The following is a 17,673-nucleotide window of genomic DNA, read 5'->3' as shown; positions in this document are numbered from 1 at the left end:
TTGTCCCCGGGGGCTCTCAGAGATAGCGAAGGATCAGGCCTCGGCCTTGACGCCCTTCACGACGTTCGGGTCGACCGGCACGCCGGGGCCCATGGTCGTGGTGACGGTGACCTTCTTGAGGTACTTGCCCTTGGCCGCGGACGGCTTGGCCCGCAGCACCTCGTCGAGCACGGCCACGTAGTTGTCGACCAGCTGGTCCTCGGAGAACGAGGCCTTGCCGATGATCAGGTGCAGGTTCGAGTGCTTGTCCACCCGGAACGTGATCTTGCCGCCCTTGATCTCGTTGACCGCCTTGGTCACGTCCATGGTGACCGTGCCGGTCTTCGGGTTCGGCATGAGGCCGCGGGGGCCGAGGATACGAGCGATCCGGCCGATCTTGGCCATCTGGTCCGGCGTCGCGATGGCGGCGTCGAACTCGAGCCAGCCGCCCTGGATGCGGGCGACGAGCTCGTCGGTGCCCACCTCGTCGGCGCCGGCCGCGACGGCCTCCTCGGCCTTCGCGCCCTGGGCGAAGACGATCACGCGGGCCGTCTTGCCCGTGCCGTGCGGCAGGTTGACCGTGCCGCGGACCATCTGGTCGGCCTTACGCGGGTCGACGCCGAGGCGCATCGCGACCTCGACGGTGGCGTCGAACTTGGTCGGGCTCGTCTCCTTGGCCAGCTTGATCGCGTCGGCCGGCTCGTAGAGCTTGCTGTGGTCGATGAGCTCGGCTGCCTTGCGGTAGCCCTTGCTGCGCTGCATGTTTCTTTACTCCTGTGGTAGATGGCGGAGCCCGGAAGGACCCCTCCCACTGACTAACTGTCAGATCTTGGTGACCTGGTTGAAGTTCAGCTCCACCGGCGTCTCACGGCCGAAGATGGAGACCAGGACCTTCAACTTCTGCTGGTCGGCATTTATTTCGCTGATCGAGGCGGGCAGCGAGGCGAACGCGCCGTCGGTGACCGTGACCGAGTCGCCGACCTCGAAGTCGAGGACCTTGATCTCGGGCTTGGCCTTCTTCTCCTCCTGCTCGACGGCCGGGGCGAGCCACTTGAGCACCTCGTCCAGCGAGAGCGGGGCCGGGCGGTCGACCCGGTCGGTCGCGCCCACGAAGCCGGTCACGCCGGGCGTGTTGCGGACGCAGGAGTACGACTCGGGGGTCAGATCCATCCGGACCAGGATGTAGCCCGGGAAGACCTTGTTGTTGACCTGCTGGCGCTTGCCGTTCTTGACCTCGACCTCTTCGCGGGTCGGCACCTCGACCTGGAAGATGAAGTCCTCCATGTCGAGGCTCGTGATCCGGGTCTCGAGGTTGGTCTTGACCTTGTTCTCGTAGCCGGCGTACGAGTGGACGACGTACCACTCGCCGGGGGCGTAGCGCAGCTTCTGCCGCAGCTCCTGGACGGGGTCGAAGTCCTCGTCATCCTCGATCGGGGGATCGGCGGGGGCGGCCTCGACCGACTCGTCGGTGTCCGCCGTGGCCACCGACGAGAGCTCGTCGGCAGACTGCGCGGTCTCGTCGTCGTACTCAGGCACGCTCGCTCACTTCCAGATATGTCTTCGAAGATCTCCGGCGGCGACGGCTCAGCCGCCGAACGCCCAGAGGACGCCCTTGCCGAACGCGTAGTCCAGGACGCCCACGATGGCGGTCATGACCGTCACGAAGGCGATCACGATCGTGGTGTAGGTCAGCAGTTCCTTGCGCGTCGGCCAGATGACCTTACGCAGCTCGCTGACGACCTCACGGAAGAAACCACCGATGCGGCCGAAGAAGCCCGTGCGGCGGGTCTCCTTCTTCGCCTTCGGGGCGTCGCCCTTGGTGCGCTCGGCGACGGCGGTGCCGCCCCGGCTTACCGGCTCGGCCTCCAGGTCGTCATCGGACTCCGCGTCATCGGCGACGGCGTCGTCAAACACCTCGTCGTCGGCCGGGTCGCCGGCGTCACCGGGTCGATTCCTCTCGGCCATGGCGCCCTACTTCCGTCATCGGTGGGTGGTGGGCCCCCATCGGCGCCCGATCCGGCGCGGGGGTCGTGCGGACCGCTGTCCCGGGCGGGCACGTCTGGGAGAGTTGCGCAGGGGTGACAGGACTTGAACCTGCAGCCTGCGGTTTTGGAGACCGCTGCTCTGCCAATTGAGCTACACCCCTGTGCGAGGCCGATCACTCCCGTCCCCGCGCAGGCGAGTTCAGGGGGTCACTTGCCCCACGGCGGACCAGTGTACGGGTAGACCGGGGCTTCGCCCAACCCGCCCTACCGTTTCCGCACAACCGCCTGTGCCAGGGACAGAACTTTCTCGCCACGGCAGGTCGCGGTGAGCGCCAGCTTGGTGTGGCCCTCGTCGGTCTCGCCCTTGCTCACGGCGGAGACGACGACCTCGGTGCCCTCGTCGGTGTCGGGGACCGGGACCGGCCGGGCGAAGCGGACGCTGAACTCGGCCACCGCGTCGGGGGCGCCGGCCCAGGCGGTCACGGCCCGCCCCACGAGGGCCATCGTGAACATGCCGTGGGCGATCACACCGGGCAGCCCCACGCCGGTGGCGAAGCGCTCGCTCCAGTGGATCGGGTTGAAGTCGCCGGACGCGCCGGCGTAGCGGACCAGGTCGGCCCGGGTGACCCGGAAGGTCTGCGGCTCGAATCCCTCGGACATCCCTACTCCTCCCCGCGCTGCACGAGCTTGGCCCAGACGGTCACGACCGGCTCGCCGGCCTCGGTGGTGACCTCGCTGCGGGTGGTCATGAAGTCGTGCCCGCCCCGGGAGGTGATCTCCTCGACCGTGTTCACACAGACCAGGGCGTCGCCGGCCACGATCGGGCGGGCGTAGGCGAACTTCTGGTCGCCGTGCACCACCCGGCTGTAGTCGATGCCCAGCTCCGGGTCCTCCACGATCTGCGCGTGGCTCGAGGCCATCGTCATGACGATCGGGAAGGTGGGCGGCGCGATCACGTCGGAGTAGCCGATCGCGCGGGCCGCCTCGGGGTCGTGGTACTCCCGCTCGGTGGCGCCGATCGCGCGGGCGAACTCGCGGATCTTCTCGCGGCCGACGAGGTAGGGCTCGGTGGGCGGATACGAACGTCCGACGAAGGATTGGTCCAGGGGCATGCCCACAAACTACTCTGCGCCGCCCGGATCGAATCCGGGCGGCGCAGGCATCACAAACTTGAGATCAGCGCGTCTCGCGGTGCAGGGTGTGCCGGCCGTCCCGCGGGCAGAACTTCTTGAGCTCGATGCGGTCGGGGTCGTTACGCCGGTTCTTCTTGGTGATGTAGTTCCGCTCCTTGCACTCCGTACACGCCAGGGTGATCTTCGGACGGACGTCGGTCGCCTTGGCCACGGCAAGGTGCCTTCCTGCTCACGGGATTACTTGACGGCATACCAGCGTAGACGACGCGAATGCCGAACTGCAAAAGTACCAGTAGCGGTGGCCGGACTTGAACCGGCGACACAGCGATTATGAGCCGCTTGCTCTGCCAACTGAGCTACACCGCCGAGCCAGGCTCAAGTCCAGCCGCTTGGCGGGGAACGAACCCGGTAGAGCCCCCTTACGGAATCGAACCGTAGACCTTCTCCTTACCATGGAGACGCTCTGCCGACTGAGCTAAGGGGGCTTGCGCAAGCGATCACTCGCTTGCGGCACGGGTAAGACTACACGGCCCGGAGCCGGGGGTGAAATCGGGGTCAGATGACGGCCCGGAGGCGCCGAACCTCTCCCGTCGGGGTCGATTCGGGCTCGGTCTGCGCGCTGAACCAGGCCTCCAGCCGCTCGTACGGCAGCGGGCGGGAGAACAGGTAGCCCTGGCCGATCTCGCAGCCCATCTCCTCGAGCAGGTCGAGGGTCAGCTCGCTCTCGACGCCCTCGGCCACCACGGTGAGGCCGAACTCACGGGACAGGCTGATGACGGCCCGCACGATCGCGAGGTCACCGGAGTCGGTCGCCATGCCCTGCACGAAGCTGTCGTCGATCTTCACCTCGTGCACCGGCCACTGACGCAGGTACGACAACGAGGACGCGCCCGTGCCGAAGTCGTCGACGCTGAGCCGGACCCCGAGGTCGCGCAGCCGGTAGAGGGTGGGCAGCACCCGCTCGATGTCGCCGAGCATCCCCGGCTCGGAGATCTCGAACGTCACCTGGGCCGGCGCCACCGCGTACCGGTCGAGGAGCTGCTCGACCTGATCGGGGAAGCGCGAGTCGAGCAGCGTGCGCACCGACAGGTTGACGGCGATGGAGAGCGGCCGGTCGGCCTCGGCCCATTCCCGGCAGCGCCGCAGGCCCTCGCTGAGCACCCGCTCGGTGAGCCGGGAGAGCTGGCCGGTGTGCTCGGCGACCGCCACGAAGTCTTCCGGCGCGACCTCGCCGTGCGCCGCGTGTGTCCAGCGGGCCAGGCACTCGACGCCGACCAGGTGGCGGTCGGCCAGCGTGACCTTGGGCTGGAAGTAGACGTCGAGCTCGTCGTCGTCGAGCGCCTTGCGCAGATCGGCGGCGATCCCGAGGCGACGGACCGCCCGGGATTCCAGCGCGGGGTGGAACAGCTGCACGCCGTACGGCAGCACCTTGGCCGCGTTGGCCGCCAGCTCCGCTCGTTGAATGAGCATCTCGGGGTCGCTGCCGTGATCGGGATAGACCGCCACCCCGACCGCCGTGTCCACGTCGAGCGTGAGCGTCCCGACCGTCATCGGCCCGCGCAGCTGCTCGCGCATCTCGGTCGCCAGCCGGACCGTCGCATCGGTGCTCTCGGCCCGCAGCGTGACCACGAACTCGTCGCCGCCGATCCGGCCGACCAGGGCGCCCGGACCGGCGATGCCCCGCAGCCGCTCCGCCACCTCGGCCAGCAGCTTGTCGCCGGCCGCGTGGCCCATCGACTCGTTCACGTCGCGCTGGCCGTCAACATCGAAGAGCAGCACGCCGACCACGTCGTCCTCGGCGCGCACCTTCACCGACTCGGCCAGCGCGTCGGTGATCCGCCGCCGGTTGGGCAGCGCGGTGAGCCGGTCGTGGTAGGCGTCGTAGCGCAGCCGCTCGACCAGTCGCGAGTTCTCCACCGCGACGGCGGCGTGCGTGGCGATGGTCTCCAGCACCTGGACGTCGGCGTCGCGGAAGCTGCGCGGATCGCCGAGCCGGTTGAGCACCTCGAGGCTGCCGATGGTGGTCTGTCCCGACCGCAGCGGCACGACGACGGCGTCCTTGATCCGCGCCTCCCGCAGCGCGGTGCGCAGGTCGGCGGTCTGGGAGAAGGCCGGGCCGACCGCGACCGTACGCCCGCCGGTGATCGCCCGTTCGCGAACCGCGGCCGGCGTCGGTGAGAGATCGAGCAGTCCCTTGTTCTCCACCCGCGCGGTCAGCAGGACCTCGGGGTGCCGGCCCTGCGGCGCGAGCCAGAGCGTCGCGTACTCCGAGCGCATCAGCGTGCGAACCCGGTCGAGCAGCACATCGGGCAGGGACGAGTCGTCGCTGCCCTGCTCGCGGACGGCCTTGGTGAGCTCGTAGACGTCGGCCAGCGTGCGGTGCTGACGGAAGAACTCGGAGAACGAGCGCAGCATCAGGATCAGCGCCGCGACCAGGACGCTGAGCAGGACCGCCGACCAGCTTGTGGCGACCAGCGCGACCAGGAAGACCAGGCCGATCACGATGTTGATGGCCGAGGTCGCCAGCGGCGCGACGGCGTTCCGGAACGTGTCCTGCGCGGCGCGGAGGCCCTGCACCGAGGCCATCACGCCGGCGAAGCAGACCAGCTCGACGCCGAACTCGACCAGCATCGCGGTCGCGAGGATGCCCCAGGTGCCGGGGCCGGCGCCGTGAATCTCGGGCAGCGCGGCGATGACGAGCACCGCGGCCGCGAAGCCGGCCGCGGACTTGGCCACGTTGAACCACATCTTGGTCGGCACGATCACGGCCGACCGGATCACGGTCGTCAGCGCCACCGCCGCGGCCGAGACCAGGATGACCATGGTCGGCGGCAGGTAGTAGAGCGCCAGCAGGAACGGCACCTCGGCCACGACGATGCCGAACGTGGTGCGCCGGACCACGACGCTGAAGACGCCGACGTACGCGCTACAGACACCGACCAGGGCGAGCAGACCCCACGGCCAATACGTGTACCACTTCGGATCTTCGACCCAGAAGTAGGCGGCCGTGACCGTGGCGAAGACCGCCAGCGGCCCCGTGATGAGCCATGCGTACTGCGCTGAACGCGATGCTCTTGGACCCCTGGCCATCGCGCTCCTCGTCATTCAGCGCTGTTTCTGGAGGAGAGCCCTTACTCCCACTCGATGAGCAGAGTCTGGGCTTGGACGGCAGCGGTCGGGCTGGCCGACGCGTCGTCGGTGCTCGCCTGGGCGGCAGCCTGGCTGCCCAGGACAAGGGCAACGGCCAACGCGAAAACCACACCGGCGAACCGGCCCAGCTTTCTTGCAGACATCATCGACTCCTGCCACGCATTACACACTTCGGTGGGGGGTCACATGATGGTGCCACACCCGGTGTGCGACAGGCAGTGTCCGACGGCGGGTCGAAGCCACACATACCGAAATCCTGACCGAACGGCTGAGGTACGCCCTCATCCTCACCCCGCAATATTGATGGCTTTGCACCCGATTTAACCGGAGAAATGAGGACGTTTCGCTTCGCCTCGTCAAGATCACTTGACGTCAGGAAGGCCTGACGCAAAACTGGCCGGCATGGCCGTTTCACCCGTGTCACCGGACGAACTGGAGCGTCAGCACACGCTGTCCACGGCTACAACGAGGTATGACGAGCTGCGGATGCGGGACGCGCTCGCCTCGATGGCCGGCGACGCGCCTCCCCTGAGCCGGACCGAGGCGCTGGAGATGCTGGCGCTGAGCGAGGTGGTCATCCGCAAGGCGGGCTACGGCCGGCAGGCGATGGTGCGGACGGCGCGGGCCGCGGGGGCGTCCTGGACCCAGATCGGCGCGGCGCTGGGCAGCACGAAGCAGGCGGCGTGGGAGGCACACAACCGCTGGATCGAGGAGCAGGGCGAGTCCTAGTCGTCAGTCGCCGGTGGCGGCCGGCCGATCGGTGGCGCTGTACTGCGACCACGAGCCCGGGTAGAGGCGTCCCGGCGCGAAGCCGGCCCGCTCGAGCGCCAGCAGATTGTGGCAGGCGGTCACGCCCGAGCCGCAGTAGGAGATGACCTCGGCGCCGTCGGTGACGCCGGCCGAGACGAACCGCTCGCGCAGCGCTTCCGGGGACAGGAACCGGCCGGTCTCGTCCACATTCTCCCGGCACGGAAGGCTGCGGGCGCCCGGGATGTGCCCGGCCCGCGGGTCGATCGGCTCGGTCTCGCCCCGGAACCGCTCCGGCTGCCGGGCGTCGATCACGACTTTTCCGCCGGCCGCTTCGTCGATATCGGCCAGGCGGTCGCTCGGCCACGGCCTCGCGGTGAAGACCTGCGGCTCACGCTGGGTGATTCCGGTTTCGAGCTTTCCCCCGTACGCGTTGAGCCCGCCATCGAGCAACGCCGCCTCGCGCCCGATGGCCCGCAGCATCCAGACGAGCCGGGCGGCCATCACGCCCCCGGCGTCGTCGTAGGCGATCACCGTGTCGTCGTCGCCCACGCCCAGCTCCCCCATCCGGGCCGCGAACGCCTCGGGCGCCGGCAGCGGGTGCCGCCCCTCCCCCGGGCCCGCATGCGTCGCGAGGACGGTGTCCATGTCGACGAAGATCGCGCCCGGCAGGTGCCCGGCCTGGTAAGCCGCCCGCCCCGACCGCCCGTCCAGGTAGTAGCGGACGTCGGCCAGCACCGCATGGGTCGGCAGTTGGTCCAGCTCGATCACCGGATCGATCACGACGTACTCCCCTTCAGTTGCTGCTCAGCCCGAGCTTGACGCCGAAGCCGAGGAGGACCGCGCCGGTACCGCCGTCGATCGCGCGCCGCACCTGCCGCCGCTTGAGATAGCCTCGCAGCGCCCCGGCTCCCGCGATGATCGCGCTGAACCACAGGATGCCCTCCAGGTCGTGCACGAGCGCCAGCAGCACCCCGACGCCCAGCGGCGACGCGCCGTGCGGAATGAACTGCGGAAGCACCGCCACGTAGAAGGCGCCGACCTTGGGGTTGAGCAGGTTGGTGAACAGGCCGCGCCCAAAGGTGTTCCAGAAGGTCGGCACGGCCGGCGCGGTCTCCACTGCGTCGTCACCCGTTCCGGGGCGGCGCAGCGCTCCCGCGACCATCCGCACACCCAGATAGATCATGTACGCCGCGCCGGCCGCCCGCAGGATCGTGTAGGCCACCTCGGATGCAGTCAGCAGGGCCGACACCCCGACCGCGGCGGCCGCTCCCCAGGTGAGGGCGCCCGCGCCGACCCCCAGTGCGGTGGCGAAGGCCGGGCCGCGGCCCATGGTCACGGCCGCCCGCAACACGAGCGCCGTGTCCAGCCCCGGCGTGATCGTCAGGAGGGCGCCCAGGACCGCGAACGAGAGAACGGCGTGCGTCAGGTCCACACGCCGTTCTTACCATCTCGCCTTGTTCGTGGCCGACCGTGTTATCGGTCGTCGGCAGTGCTTATTTGTGGCCGACCGTGCGTCCCCGGTGGCCTCGCGGGCGGAAGCGCACCACCGCGATGCCGACCAGCACGACCGCGGCCACGGCGGTGACCAGCGCCACCACACCCTGCCGGAGGGCGACGCCGAGCACGACCAGCGCGAGGCCGAGCCCGAAGAGCAGGTGGTAGTAGCCGGCCTCGCGGACGCTGCGGAAGGCCCGGCTCGTCGCGTCCGGCGCGCGTCCCGTGACCAGCATCCCGGCGCCGAACACCACCAGGGCCACCCCGGCCAGCCCGCCGACGACCACGGTCCACGTACTGGTGCTCATGGACCCCAGTGTGCCGCCGGCGGGTTGCCGGTCAGCGGTAATTGGTGAACTGGAGCGCGACCCCGAAGTCCTCGGCCTTGAGCAGCGCGATGACGGCCTGCAGGTCGTCCCGCTTCTTGCCGGTGACCCGCAGCTGGTCGCCCTGGATCTGGGCCTGCACGCCCTTCGGGCCCTCGTCGCGGATCTTCTTGCTGATCGCCTTGGCCTTGTCGGTCTCGATCCCCTCGATGACCTTGCAGTCGATCTTGTAGGTCTTGCCCGACTGGCGCGGCTCCCCCGCGTCCAGCGACTTCAGCGAGATGTTGCGCTTGACCAGCTTCTCCTTGAAGACGTCGAGCGCGGCGAGCGCGCGCTCCTCGGTCTCGGACGTGATGGTGAAGCCGTTCTCACCCGATTTGGCGACCCCGGTGCCCGTGCCCCGGAAGTCGAACCGGGTGCCGAGCTCCTTCTCCGCCTGATGGAACGCGTTGTCGACCTCCTGCGAGTCGACCTTGCTCACGATGTCGAAGGACGGGCTGGCTGCCATGATCAGACTCCTGCGGGCGTGCGTACGTCGATGTATGCGGAGGGCCACGAGGCGGCCCCCGACATGCCGACCGTACCCGGTTGCGAAGCCGCCCGGCGGAACGGCTATCCTGTTGTCCGCTGCTGCGGGAGACCGCAGGAGTGTGCCCAGGCGGGTTGCCCGAGCGGCCAATGGGAGCGGACTGTAAATCCGTCGCGAAAGCTACGAAGGTTCGAATCCTTCACCCGCCACACGGCAGAACCGAGGCCCCTGACCAACGGAAACGTTGCTCAGGGGCCTCGGTCGTTCAAGACTGGTGTCGACCCGCTGCTTCAGCCCTTCGGGGCGACCCGGGTGAGGCGGTAGGTGACCTCCTCGCGGAGCTCCTCCGGCAACGCCTCGGCGTCCAGCAGGCGGCCCAGCGACGCCGGGTCGGACATGTAGACGCCGAACGCCTCGGCGATGCTCACGCTCTTGGCCGGACGGTGCACGACCGTGATCTCGTCGCCCGCGCGGACGTGGCCGGGGGTGATGACGCGGAAGTACGCGCCGGTGCGGTTGACCTTGGTGAAGCGCTTCAGCCAGCGCGGCTCCTCCATGCGGGCCTGGAACGTCGCGCACGGGATGCGGCCGAACGTCGTCTGTAACTCCAGCTCGTCGCCGATGCGCCAGATCTCGCCGATCAGGGCGCCGCACACGTCGATGCCCAGGGTGGTCAGGTTCTCGCCGAAGGCGCCGCCGGCCAGGTTGCGGCCGAGCTCCTCCTGCCACCAGTCGTAGTCCTCGCGGGCGTACGCGTAGACGGCCTGATCGTCGCCCCCGTGGTTCTTGACGTCGCCGATCGGGTCGCCGACCAGGCCGCTGTGCAGGCCGGTGGTCTTCGGGCCGGGCGCCCGCACGTAGACGGGATGGTCGACCGGCCGCTTGTCGATGCCGGTCATCGCCAGCTTCTTCGCCGGGTTGGAACGGGGCACGCCGACGTTCACGGTCAGCACCTTGCCGTCGGTCATGTCGCGAACTCCATCACCACTCGATCCTCGACCGGACGATAGCCGAGCCGCTGGTACAGCGCGTTGCTCGTGGGGTTGGCCAGGTCGGTGAAGAGCACCACCGACGTCGCGCCGAGGTCGAGCGCCTGCCGGCTGACGGTCGTGGTCACCGCGCCCGCGTATCCCCGGCCGCGGAGGGCCGCCGGCGTGTAGACCATCTGCACCCGGACCATCCCCGCTTCCAGGCGCGACCGGGCGGCCATCGACACCGGCTCCCCATCGACTTCCCAGAGCGTGATTCCCCCGTACGAGAGACGTTCGTCGACATCCGCGCCGGCATCCCCATGCGGCCCGTCGTCGATCGCCTCGTGGAACTCCTTATGCCAGCGCAGCAGCAGAGGCCGGTCGGCGGACGTCGCCACCCGAGCCTCTCCGGGCGACAAATCGGATTTATCCAAATCGCCAAGCAAGTACAACCGAACCCGGAGACGGGTCGCAGAAGTGGTCCCGGTCGATCGTTCCCACAACGGGACGAACGAAGCGGCCTGTTCCACGATCATGTTGACGCCGGGGACGGAACGACCGGAAAGCGCCGGAACCGCGGCCGGGACGGCGTCCGCGGGCAGCGAGCTGAACAGCACCGGATGCGGCGGCGTCTGCAACAGAACGCCCGTGACCGGCCCCGAATCCTCGCGCCACCAGCCGAAGATCGGGGCTTCCGACCCGTACGCCCGCAATCCCCGCCGGCGCAAGTTGCCGACCAGGGTGAGAAGGACGGTGTGCTCGACCGGCTTGCTCCGCAGGAAGTCGCCCGCGGTGGCGGCGAAGGCTTCGACGTCCTCGGTCAGCTCCCAGCGCATCGCACCATCCTGGCCAACAACGCCCGCCTGCGCATCTAAATAAGGCCCCACACCTTCGCGATCCGGGCCAGCGAATCCTGCCGGGTGGCCGGGTCGTAGACCGTCCCGGCCAGGATCAGCTCGTCCGCCCCGGTCCGGGTGACCAGCTCGTCCAGCCCCTCGGCCACCTCCTCGGCGGTACCCGCGAACTGGGTGCCGGGCAGCGAGTCGAGCGTCGCCCCAACGAGATCCGACAGCTCGACCGCCGCCGCGTCGGACGGCGAGACGATCGGCCCGAGCCGGCCGGTGCGCAGGCTCAACGCCATGATCCGGCTGGGGCCGGCGAGGAACTGGGCCTCGTCCGCCGTCTCGGCGGCGATCACCGACGCGCTGACCATCACGTGCGGCGTCGGGTAGCGCGGCGACGGCTTGAACCCCGACCGGTAGAGGTGCAGCGCCGCGTCGACGTCGGAGCTGACGGCGAAGTGGTACGCGTAGCAGAAGGGCAACCCGAGAGCCGCCGCCACCTGCGCCCCGTACGTCGAGGAGCCCAGCATCCACACCTCGGGGTGACTCGCGGCCGCCGGCGTGGCCTGCAACCGCGCCGCGCTCCCGGGATCGATCCGGTCGTCCCCGAGCAGCGCCAGCAACGTCTGCAGATGCTCCGGGAACTGCTCGACCGTCAGGTACGGCGAGACGCCGCGCAGGGCCGCCGCCGTCGCCTGGTCGGTGCCCGGCGCCCGCCCGATGCCGAGATCGATGCGCCCCGGATAGAGGGCCTCGAGAATCGCGAACTGCTCGGCCACCACGAACGGCATGTGGTTGGGCAGCATCACCCCGCCCGAGCCGACGTGGATGCGCTCGGTGTTGGCCGCGATCGCCGCGATCAGCACCGGCGGCGACGTCGACGCCACGGCCGGCATGTTGTGGTGCTCGGCCACCCAGAACCGGGCGTAGCCCAGCTCGTCGGCCGTCTTGGCGATCTCGATGGTGCCGCGCAACGCGTCGGCGCTGGTGTGCCCCTCGCGAACGGTGGCCAGATCCAGCACGGAGAGTGGGACGCGCATACCGGAAACTTTAACGTCGCTGCTGATGCCGGATCGCCTGCACGCCCACCGTCACCGCGGCCAGCGCCGCGCCGGGCACGATCATCCAGACCGGCCAGGGGTAGAGCTCGGTCTCGACCGTCGCCGCGAGCAGGCCGAACACGACCAGGTTGACCACCGTGAGCGCGGCCCAGATGGTCCAGAGCACGAGCAGCGCGGTCGGCAGCTTACGGGCCTCGCGACGGGCCTGGGCCTGCCGCTTGGCCGCGACCTCGGCCGCGCTGAGTCCGGGCTTCGGCAGGTCGGTCAGCAGGACCAGCAGCTCCTGGTAGGTCTTCGACGCGTACGCCTCGCGCACCCGGTCGTCGTACTCCTGCAGCGAGAGCCGCCCCTCGTCGAGCGCGGCCTTGAGCTGCTCGGCCACCTTTTCCCGATCGGAGTCGGCCGCCCGGAGCCGCTCGACCTCGGTCCGGCCCTCGTTCCCCATCGGACACTCCTTTACCCGCCCGCCGATTCGGGCCAGGCTAACCGAGGCGAACCGTCGATCGGCAGGGGGGAAAACCATGAAATCGCGGCTCACCGAGGCCGGCGAGGTGGGTTACGAGCAACTCCTCGAGCGGCATCGCGCGGCGTACGGGACGGCCGCCGCGGCGAGGCGAGACCGGATGGCCAAACCCGGCTGGAAGATCGACGAGCGGGCCGCCTTCCTCGACCGGTTGCGTGCGGCCGGCGCGACGACCCTGCTGGAGATCGGGTCGGGCTCGGGGCAGGACAGCGAGTGGTTCCGCGAGCAGGGGTTGGACGTCACGGCGGTCGACCTCTCGCCGGCGATGGTCGAGCTGACCCGGGCCAAGGGCGTGCCGGCCCGCGTGCGGCACGGTGCTGTCCCCGGGCGGGCTGTTCTTCCTCGGCGTCTACGGCGGCGAAGGCGTCGAAGGCCTGGCCGCCACCGACCGGCACGACCCGCCGCGGTTCTTCTCCTTCCGAACCGATCAGGACCTTCTCGCGTACGCCTCGAAGCAGTTCGAAGTTCTCGATTTTCACGTGGTCGGGGCCGCCGGCGAGTGGCGCTTCCAGTCTTTGACGCTGGTGCGCCGCCTTTAGTGGTGCTGGTGGTGGTACTGGTGGGCGACCGCGTGGCCCTTGCCCCGGGCGATCATCCACCGGTTGACCGGCACCGTCACCACGAAGGCGATGGCCAGCGACGCGACCAGGCTGCCCCAGAAGAGCAGGTCGCCGAGGCCGGCGTCGATGGCGCCGGGGATGACCAGCAGCGCGGCGTTGTCGACCAGCTCCATGACGGCGATCGAGACGGTGTCGGCGGCCAGGGCCACGCCGATCGCCTGGCGGAAGGGGACGCCGGCGGCGAGCACCGGACGGATCGCCAGCGTGTAGCCGAAGAAGAAGGCGAGTCCGATCGACAGGGCGATGTTGCCCGCGTTGTGCCAGCCCAGGGCCGTGCTGATCACCATGCCGAGAACCTCGCCGATGGCGCAGCCGGTGAGGCAGTGCAGGGTCGCCGAGATCGCGGCGTTCGTCAGTTCGCGCGGTGTCATGCCGTGAACATACCCCTGGGGGGTATACGAGCGCCAGAGGAAAGGGCCCTCTTGTGAGGGCCCTCATCTATGCCTGCGCCGCCATCGCTTCCCGCAGCCGATCTTCGGCCCGCCGGTCGGCCCGCGCGATCGAGCCCCGCGGCACCGCGGCCACCAGCGCCCCCACCGCGAGCACACCACCGGCGAAGACGAACGACCAGGGCAGGCCGCCGGGCTGGTCCACGATCGCGCCCGCCACCGCGCCGCCGGCCGCGCTGCCGGCGACCGAGACGGTCACCATCCAGGTGTACGCCTCATTGAGCATCGCCGCCGGAGCCAGGCGCCCGACCAGCGTGTTCTCCACGGTCAACGCCGGGGCGATGGTCGCGCCACCGAGCACCAGCGCCATGCCCAGCCAGAGCGGGCTCGGCATCACGGTCAGCACCAGGAAGCTGGCCGCCACCGCGCCGAGCAGCCAGGCGAACTGCTTGGAGAGCGCCATCGCCGGCTTGCGGGTGCCGAACCAGATGCCGCCGATCGCGCTGCCCACGCCCCAGACGCCGAGCAGCACCCCGCCGAGGCCGTCGCCGCCGCCGTGCCGGCTCGCGTAGGCCGGCACGATCACGCCGGCCGCGCCGAACGCCACGCCCAGCGCGATCACGCAGACCAGCAGTGCCGGGAAGCCGCCCGACCGGAGCGGGCCGAGGCCCCGGGCCGCGTGCTCGGGAGCGTGCGCGTGCCGCTGCCGCATGACCGGCAACCGGGAGATCCACGCCGTTCCGGCAAAGGTCGCGATCGCGGCTCCGACGAGCGCCGTGGCCGGCCGATGGGTGATCACGACCAGGGCCGACACCAGCATCGGGCCGAGCACGAAGACCAGCTCGAACAGCGACGTCTCGGCCGCGAGGGCGGCGCCGCGCAGGTGGTGGTGGCCGCCGCCGACCACGGTCATGTCGTTCCAGCCGCGCCGGATGGCCGCGGTCAGCGGCGGGTAGGTGCCGCCGGCGACGGCCGAGGCGACGAAGATCCAGGGCAGCGCGGGCTCACCGCCGCGGCTGATCAGCACCAGGCCGACGAGCGCGAGCGGATGCACGACGGCGGTGCCGAGCAGGATCGGCGCCGGGCCGATCCGATCGGCGAGCCGGCCCGCGATCGGGCTCACCGCCGCGCCGGCCAGCGCGTAGAGGCCACCGGCCAGGCCGGCCGACGAGTAGCGGCCGGTCGCCTGCTCGACCAGCAACAGCAGGGCGAGCGGGGTCATGCCGATGCCGAGCCGGGCCAGGACGCCCACGCTGAGCAGGGTCCGGCCGCCGGGGAGCCGCCATACGCCAAGGTACTGACGCAACGCGGTCACTTCTTCGCCTCCTCGTGGTAACGGCCAGATCCGGGTACCGACCCTAACGCCGCCGATGTCGTGAGCCGACCGATTTGTTGTCGAGCACACGTCGAGGCCGCCCGGCCTTTCGCCGGGCGGCCTCGTCGGTCGGGGGTCAGCGGACCTGGACGGCACCGGCCATCTGGCGCAGGCGGGCGATCCGCTGCTCCATCGGCGGGTGGGTGGAGAAGAGCCCGGCGAGGCCGCCGCCCCGGAACGGGTTGGCGATCATCAGGTGGGCGGCGCTGGTGAGCTGCCCGTCGGCCGGCAGCGGCATCCGCTGCGCGCCGTACTGGATCTTCTCGAGGGCACTGGCCAGGGCCAGCGGGTCCCGGGTGAGCTCGGCGCCGGAGGCGTCGGCCTGGTACTCCCGGTTCCGGCTGATCGCGAGCTGGATGATCGACGCGGCCAGCGGGCCGAGGATCAGCATCAGCAGCAGGGACGCCGGGTTGGGGCCGTCATCGTCGTCCGACCCGCCGAGCGGCAGGAAGATGGCCAGCTGCGCGAACATCGTCACGATCCCGGCCAGCGCCGCGGCGACGCTGGAGATCAGGATGTCGCGGTTGTAGACGTGCGACAGCTCGTGCCCGATGACCGCCCGCAGCTCACGCCGGTCGAGCAGCTGGGTGATGCCGACCGTCACGGCCACGGCCGCGTGCTGCGGGTTGCGCCCGGTCGCGAAGGCGTTGGGCTGCTGGGCCGGTGACACGTACAGCCGGGGCATGGGCTGCCCCGCGGCGCCGGAGAGCTCCCGCACCATCTGGTAGAGCACCGGGAACTCGGCCTCGCTGACCGGCCGCGCCCGCATCGCCCGCAGCGCGAGCTTGTCGGAGTAGAAGTAACTGAAAGCATTCATCCCGAGCGAGATGATCACAGCGATCACCAGCCCGGCGCTGCCTCCGAGCCAGTAGCCCACCGCGAGGATCAGAGCGGTGAGCAGACCCAGGAGGGCGGCGGTCTTGAGGCCGTTGTGGTGGCTGGACAACTACGACTCCTTACGCATGCGGCCCAGGCGGGCGCGCACCCTCTTCAACGCGCCCGGGCTGCCCTTTCATCCGCTGATGGCTGTGAGTTCGCTTCGGGGGGCTGTGAGTTCGCTGAACAGCGACTAGCCTCCGCCCATGGCCGTGATCGCCCTGCGCCCCCTGGTCGACGATGACGCGGACGCGCTGTTCCGCATGATGCAGGACCCGGAGTCGGTCAAGATGGCCGCCTTCACCAGCGAGGACCCCACCGACCGCGCTCGCTTCGACGCCCACCTGGCCCGCCTGCGCACCGACCCCGAGATCACGTACCGAGTGATCACCTACGACGGCGTCATCGCCGGCAGCATCTCGAGCTTCGTGATCGACGGCGAGACCGAGCTGTCCTACTGGATCGACCGCCACCTGTGGGGCCAGGGAGTCGCCAGCCGCGCCGTCGAGCTCTTCCTCGCCGCGATGCGCGAGCGCCCGCTGCACGCCCGCGCGGCGAGCGACAACGCCGGCTCGCTGCATGTGTTGCGGAAGGCGGGCTTCAAGACCCAAAGAACAGAGGTGTCGTACGCCCGAGGCCGTGACAGCGACATCGAGGAGACAATCCTCCGCCTCGACGACTGACAGGCCCACGCCGCAGCCCCTCGACGCCCGGTCGCCGTCACTCGGCTCGACGCCCGGTCGCAGTCACTCGGCTCGACGCCCGGTCGCAGTCACTCGGCTCGGCGCCCGGTCGCAGTCACTCGGCTCGGCGACCGGGCGCTCGCGAGGCGACGGTGAGCTGGCCCATCGAGGTCACCACGGCGTCCGCGCCCGCCAGGGCGCGCAATTTCGCCGGCCGGTTGGCATAGCCGACCACGCGGACGCCGGCCGCCCGAGCCGCCTTGACATCGGTCACGCTGTCCCCGACGAAGGTGCAGGCGTCCGGTGACGCGTCGAGCGCGCGCGCCGCCTCCAGAATCGGCCGAGGATCCGGCTTCATCCTCGCCGGGTTCGCATAGGGCCGCCCGACCACGACGGCGATGTGGGTAGCGAGGCCATGGGCGGCAAGGTAAGCGCGGATCGCCGGCGCCGAGTTGTTGCTGACGACCGCCACCGGCAGCCCGCACGCCGCGGCGGTCAGGATCAGGTCGTGCCCGTGAGGCGTCGGTTCGGCCGTGACGACCGCCCGAAGTTCGGCCGCAGAGAGCGCCTCCTCAACGGCGATGAGGGTATCGCGGGCGCAGTTCTTGCCGGCCCATCGCAGCACGGCGAGAGGGTCGCGCTCCGCCATGGGCAACTCACTCGGGTGGCGGGCGGCCGCATTCCGCTGGTCCGGCGGGCCGCTATCTTCCCGCCCGCCGAGCCGGCCACCGCTCTTGCTCGGCGGGTGGTCGAGCGCACTCCCTCGCCCGCCGCTCTTCCGCGCGATCGTTTCGATCAGGTCCGCCGCGATCCGCTCGGCCGGGTAGCCGGCGAACACCGCGCAGACCGGGCCGTCGAAGTCCAGCAGCAGCGGACCGTCGAGAACACGCAGCGGTGGACCGCCGGCAGTCAACTGAGGCCGCCGGAATGAGGGCCGCCCGCGGTCACCTGCGGCCGCCGGAATGAAGGCCGCCCGCGGTCACCTGC

General features: G+C 70.1%; 23 protein-coding genes, 4 tRNA genes and 1 pseudogene. 5 read left to right on the top strand and 23 right to left on the bottom strand.

Features of this window, described 5'->3' with window-relative positions; translation table 11 throughout:
- Positions 1-33: 33 nt before the first annotated feature.
- The 11 genes from rplA to ACQP2F_RS03585 all read right to left on the bottom strand — a co-directional run bounded on the left by rplA (position 34) and on the right by ACQP2F_RS03585 (position 6,390).
- A complete protein-coding gene (gene rplA / locus ACQP2F_RS03635) occupies positions 34-741 on the bottom strand; it encodes a 50S ribosomal protein L1 (RefSeq protein ID WP_433300602.1) in 708 nt (235 codons plus the stop codon).
- A 60-nt stretch (positions 742-801) separates the two neighbouring features.
- A complete protein-coding gene (gene nusG / locus ACQP2F_RS03630; protein ID WP_433300600.1) occupies positions 802-1,515 on the bottom strand; it encodes a transcription termination/antitermination protein NusG in 714 nt (237 codons plus the stop codon).
- A gap of 48 nt (positions 1,516-1,563) precedes the next feature.
- Positions 1,564-1,944 carry a preprotein translocase subunit SecE gene (gene secE / locus ACQP2F_RS03625; protein WP_433300598.1) on the bottom strand — a complete coding sequence of 127 codons (381 nt, stop codon included), beginning with the start codon at positions 1,942-1,944 and terminating at the stop codon, positions 1,564-1,566.
- 108 nt (positions 1,945-2,052) lie between these two features.
- Positions 2,053-2,125 (bottom strand) — tRNA-Trp (locus tag ACQP2F_RS03620).
- Between the two features lie 103 nt (positions 2,126-2,228).
- Positions 2,229-2,624 (bottom strand): MaoC family dehydratase, encoded by a 396-nt coding sequence (locus ACQP2F_RS03615; protein ID WP_433300597.1) that lies wholly within the window; start codon positions 2,622-2,624, stop codon positions 2,229-2,231.
- A gap of 2 nt (positions 2,625-2,626) precedes the next feature.
- Positions 2,627-3,076 carry a MaoC family dehydratase N-terminal domain-containing protein gene (locus tag ACQP2F_RS03610; RefSeq protein ID WP_433300595.1) on the bottom strand — a complete coding sequence of 150 codons (450 nt, stop codon included), beginning with the start codon at positions 3,074-3,076 and terminating at the stop codon, positions 2,627-2,629.
- 64 nt (positions 3,077-3,140) lie between these two features.
- Positions 3,141-3,308 carry a 50S ribosomal protein L33 gene (gene rpmG, locus ACQP2F_RS03605; RefSeq protein ID WP_433300593.1) on the bottom strand — a complete coding sequence of 56 codons (168 nt, stop codon included), beginning with the start codon at positions 3,306-3,308 and terminating at the stop codon, positions 3,141-3,143.
- A gap of 82 nt (positions 3,309-3,390) precedes the next feature.
- Positions 3,391-3,463, bottom strand: a tRNA-Met gene (locus tag ACQP2F_RS03600).
- A 46-nt stretch (positions 3,464-3,509) separates the two neighbouring features.
- Positions 3,510-3,582: transfer RNA gene (locus tag ACQP2F_RS03595), tRNA-Thr, on the bottom strand.
- 70 nt (positions 3,583-3,652) lie between these two features.
- Positions 3,653-6,187, bottom strand: coding sequence for a putative bifunctional diguanylate cyclase/phosphodiesterase (locus ACQP2F_RS03590; protein ID WP_433300591.1), 2,535 nt, complete (start codon positions 6,185-6,187; stop codon positions 3,653-3,655).
- 41 nt (positions 6,188-6,228) lie between these two features.
- Entirely contained in the window at positions 6,229-6,390 is a 162-nt protein-coding gene (locus ACQP2F_RS03585; protein ID WP_433300589.1) for a hypothetical protein, read from the bottom strand.
- 259 nt (positions 6,391-6,649) lie between these two features.
- Between ACQP2F_RS03585 and ACQP2F_RS03580 the strand changes: the two genes are divergently transcribed.
- Entirely contained in the window at positions 6,650-6,976 is a 327-nt protein-coding gene (locus tag ACQP2F_RS03580; RefSeq protein WP_433300588.1) for a hypothetical protein, read from the top strand.
- A 3-nt stretch (positions 6,977-6,979) separates the two neighbouring features.
- On the opposite strand, the gene ACQP2F_RS03575 is transcribed toward ACQP2F_RS03580, so the two are convergent.
- From ACQP2F_RS03575 to ACQP2F_RS03560, 4 genes are all read right to left on the bottom strand, one after another.
- Positions 6,980-7,777 (bottom strand): sulfurtransferase, encoded by a 798-nt coding sequence (locus tag ACQP2F_RS03575; protein WP_433300586.1) that lies wholly within the window; start codon positions 7,775-7,777, stop codon positions 6,980-6,982.
- Between the two features lie 13 nt (positions 7,778-7,790).
- Complete coding sequence (locus ACQP2F_RS03570; RefSeq protein ID WP_433300584.1) at positions 7,791-8,429, bottom strand: LysE family translocator; 639 nt, start codon at positions 8,427-8,429, stop codon at positions 7,791-7,793.
- A gap of 61 nt (positions 8,430-8,490) precedes the next feature.
- Positions 8,491-8,799, bottom strand: a complete 309-nt coding sequence (locus tag ACQP2F_RS03565; protein ID WP_433300582.1) for a hypothetical protein — start codon at positions 8,797-8,799, stop codon at positions 8,491-8,493.
- A gap of 31 nt (positions 8,800-8,830) precedes the next feature.
- Positions 8,831-9,325 carry a YajQ family cyclic di-GMP-binding protein gene (locus tag ACQP2F_RS03560; RefSeq protein ID WP_433300580.1) on the bottom strand — a complete coding sequence of 165 codons (495 nt, stop codon included), beginning with the start codon at positions 9,323-9,325 and terminating at the stop codon, positions 8,831-8,833.
- Positions 9,326-9,474: 149 nt separating this feature from the next.
- Here ACQP2F_RS03560 and ACQP2F_RS03555 point away from each other — a divergent pair.
- Positions 9,475-9,555: transfer RNA gene (locus ACQP2F_RS03555), tRNA-Tyr, on the top strand.
- Between the two features lie 81 nt (positions 9,556-9,636).
- Here the strand turns inward: ACQP2F_RS03555 and ACQP2F_RS03550 are convergent.
- The 4 genes from ACQP2F_RS03550 to ACQP2F_RS03535 are packed head-to-tail and all read right to left on the bottom strand — an operon-like array spanning position 9,637 to position 12,665.
- Positions 9,637-10,314, bottom strand: coding sequence for an MOSC domain-containing protein (locus tag ACQP2F_RS03550; protein WP_433300579.1), 678 nt, complete (start codon positions 10,312-10,314; stop codon positions 9,637-9,639).
- On the bottom strand, positions 10,311-11,153 hold the full coding sequence (locus ACQP2F_RS03545; protein WP_433300578.1) for a GNAT family N-acetyltransferase: 843 nt from the start codon (positions 11,151-11,153) through the stop codon (positions 10,311-10,313). The genes ACQP2F_RS03550 and ACQP2F_RS03545 overlap by 4 nt, the downstream gene beginning before the upstream one ends.
- A 35-nt stretch (positions 11,154-11,188) precedes the next feature.
- Entirely contained in the window at positions 11,189-12,199 is a 1,011-nt protein-coding gene (locus tag ACQP2F_RS03540; protein ID WP_433300576.1) for an LLM class flavin-dependent oxidoreductase, read from the bottom strand.
- A gap of 10 nt (positions 12,200-12,209) precedes the next feature.
- Positions 12,210-12,665: a DUF1707 SHOCT-like domain-containing protein gene (locus ACQP2F_RS03535; protein WP_433300575.1), complete on the bottom strand. Its 456-nt coding sequence runs from the start codon at positions 12,663-12,665 to the stop codon at positions 12,210-12,212.
- Positions 12,666-12,741: 76 nt separating this feature from the next.
- Here ACQP2F_RS03535 and ACQP2F_RS03530 point away from each other — a divergent pair.
- Positions 12,742-12,987 (top strand): annotated as a pseudogene (locus ACQP2F_RS03530) (hypothetical protein); the annotation flags it as partial.
- A 70-nt stretch (positions 12,988-13,057) separates the two neighbouring features.
- Entirely contained in the window at positions 13,058-13,282 is a 225-nt protein-coding gene (locus tag ACQP2F_RS03525; protein WP_433300573.1) for a hypothetical protein, read from the top strand.
- Here ACQP2F_RS03525 and ACQP2F_RS03520 read toward each other — a convergent pair.
- The 3 genes from ACQP2F_RS03520 to htpX all read right to left on the bottom strand — a co-directional run bounded on the left by ACQP2F_RS03520 (position 13,279) and on the right by htpX (position 16,073).
- Positions 13,279-13,734, bottom strand: coding sequence for a DUF4396 domain-containing protein (locus tag ACQP2F_RS03520; protein ID WP_433300571.1), 456 nt, complete (start codon positions 13,732-13,734; stop codon positions 13,279-13,281). The genes ACQP2F_RS03525 and ACQP2F_RS03520 overlap by 4 nt on opposite strands.
- 67 nt (positions 13,735-13,801) lie before the next feature.
- Positions 13,802-15,067 (bottom strand): MFS transporter, encoded by a 1,266-nt coding sequence (locus ACQP2F_RS03515; protein ID WP_433300570.1) that lies wholly within the window; start codon positions 15,065-15,067, stop codon positions 13,802-13,804.
- Positions 15,068-15,203: 136 nt separating this feature from the next.
- Positions 15,204-16,073: a zinc metalloprotease HtpX gene (gene htpX / locus ACQP2F_RS03510; RefSeq protein WP_433300568.1), complete on the bottom strand. Its 870-nt coding sequence runs from the start codon at positions 16,071-16,073 to the stop codon at positions 15,204-15,206.
- Between the two features lie 136 nt (positions 16,074-16,209).
- Between htpX and ACQP2F_RS03505 the strand changes: the two genes are divergently transcribed.
- Positions 16,210-16,686: a GNAT family N-acetyltransferase gene (locus ACQP2F_RS03505; RefSeq protein WP_433300566.1), complete on the top strand. Its 477-nt coding sequence runs from the start codon at positions 16,210-16,212 to the stop codon at positions 16,684-16,686.
- A 115-nt stretch (positions 16,687-16,801) separates the two neighbouring features.
- Here the strand turns inward: ACQP2F_RS03505 and ACQP2F_RS03500 are convergent, their stop codons facing one another.
- On the bottom strand, positions 16,802-17,599 hold the full coding sequence (locus ACQP2F_RS03500; RefSeq protein WP_433300564.1) for an HAD family hydrolase: 798 nt from the start codon (positions 17,597-17,599) through the stop codon (positions 16,802-16,804).
- Between the last annotated feature and the right edge of the window lie 74 nt (positions 17,600-17,673).

Origin of the sequence: Actinoplanes sp. CA-030573 (genome assembly GCF_050951115.1) — a bacterium.
Taxonomy (GTDB): Bacteria; Actinomycetota; Actinomycetes; order Mycobacteriales; family Micromonosporaceae; genus Actinoplanes.
Note: the sequence above shows the minus strand (reverse complement) of the source record. Positions and strands in the feature narration are given on the sequence as shown.

Excerpts from the sequence above, each read along its gene's own strand:
- ACQP2F_RS03535 (WP_433300575.1), bottom strand. The coding sequence starts at position 12,665 with ATGGGGAACGAGGGCCGGACCGAGGTCGAGCGGCTCCGGGCGGCCGAC.
- ACQP2F_RS03615 (WP_433300597.1), bottom strand. The coding sequence starts at position 2,624 with ATGTCCGAGGGATTCGAGCCGCAGACCTTCCGGGTCACCCGGGCCGAC.
- ACQP2F_RS03590 (WP_433300591.1), bottom strand. The coding sequence starts at position 6,187 with ATGGCCAGGGGTCCAAGAGCATCGCGTTCAGCGCAGTACGCATGGCTC.
- rplA (WP_433300602.1), bottom strand. The coding sequence starts at position 741 with ATGCAGCGCAGCAAGGGCTACCGCAAGGCAGCCGAGCTCATCGACCAC.
- ACQP2F_RS03520 (WP_433300571.1), bottom strand. The coding sequence starts at position 13,734 with ATGACACCGCGCGAACTGACGAACGCCGCGATCTCGGCGACCCTGCAC.
- ACQP2F_RS03610 (WP_433300595.1), bottom strand. The coding sequence starts at position 3,076 with ATGCCCCTGGACCAATCCTTCGTCGGACGTTCGTATCCGCCCACCGAG.
- ACQP2F_RS03550 (WP_433300579.1), bottom strand. The coding sequence starts at position 10,314 with ATGACCGACGGCAAGGTGCTGACCGTGAACGTCGGCGTGCCCCGTTCC.
- ACQP2F_RS03540 (WP_433300576.1), bottom strand. The coding sequence starts at position 12,199 with ATGCGCGTCCCACTCTCCGTGCTGGATCTGGCCACCGTTCGCGAGGGG.
- secE (WP_433300598.1), bottom strand. The coding sequence starts at position 1,944 with ATGGCCGAGAGGAATCGACCCGGTGACGCCGGCGACCCGGCCGACGAC.
- ACQP2F_RS03545 (WP_433300578.1), bottom strand. The coding sequence starts at position 11,153 with ATGCGCTGGGAGCTGACCGAGGACGTCGAAGCCTTCGCCGCCACCGCG.
- ACQP2F_RS03585 (WP_433300589.1), bottom strand. The coding sequence starts at position 6,390 with ATGTCTGCAAGAAAGCTGGGCCGGTTCGCCGGTGTGGTTTTCGCGTTG.
- ACQP2F_RS03580 (WP_433300588.1), top strand. The coding sequence starts at position 6,650 with ATGGCCGTTTCACCCGTGTCACCGGACGAACTGGAGCGTCAGCACACG.
- ACQP2F_RS03560 (WP_433300580.1), bottom strand. The coding sequence starts at position 9,325 with ATGGCAGCCAGCCCGTCCTTCGACATCGTGAGCAAGGTCGACTCGCAG.
- ACQP2F_RS03505 (WP_433300566.1), top strand. The coding sequence starts at position 16,210 with ATGGCCGTGATCGCCCTGCGCCCCCTGGTCGACGATGACGCGGACGCG.
- ACQP2F_RS03565 (WP_433300582.1), bottom strand. The coding sequence starts at position 8,799 with ATGAGCACCAGTACGTGGACCGTGGTCGTCGGCGGGCTGGCCGGGGTG.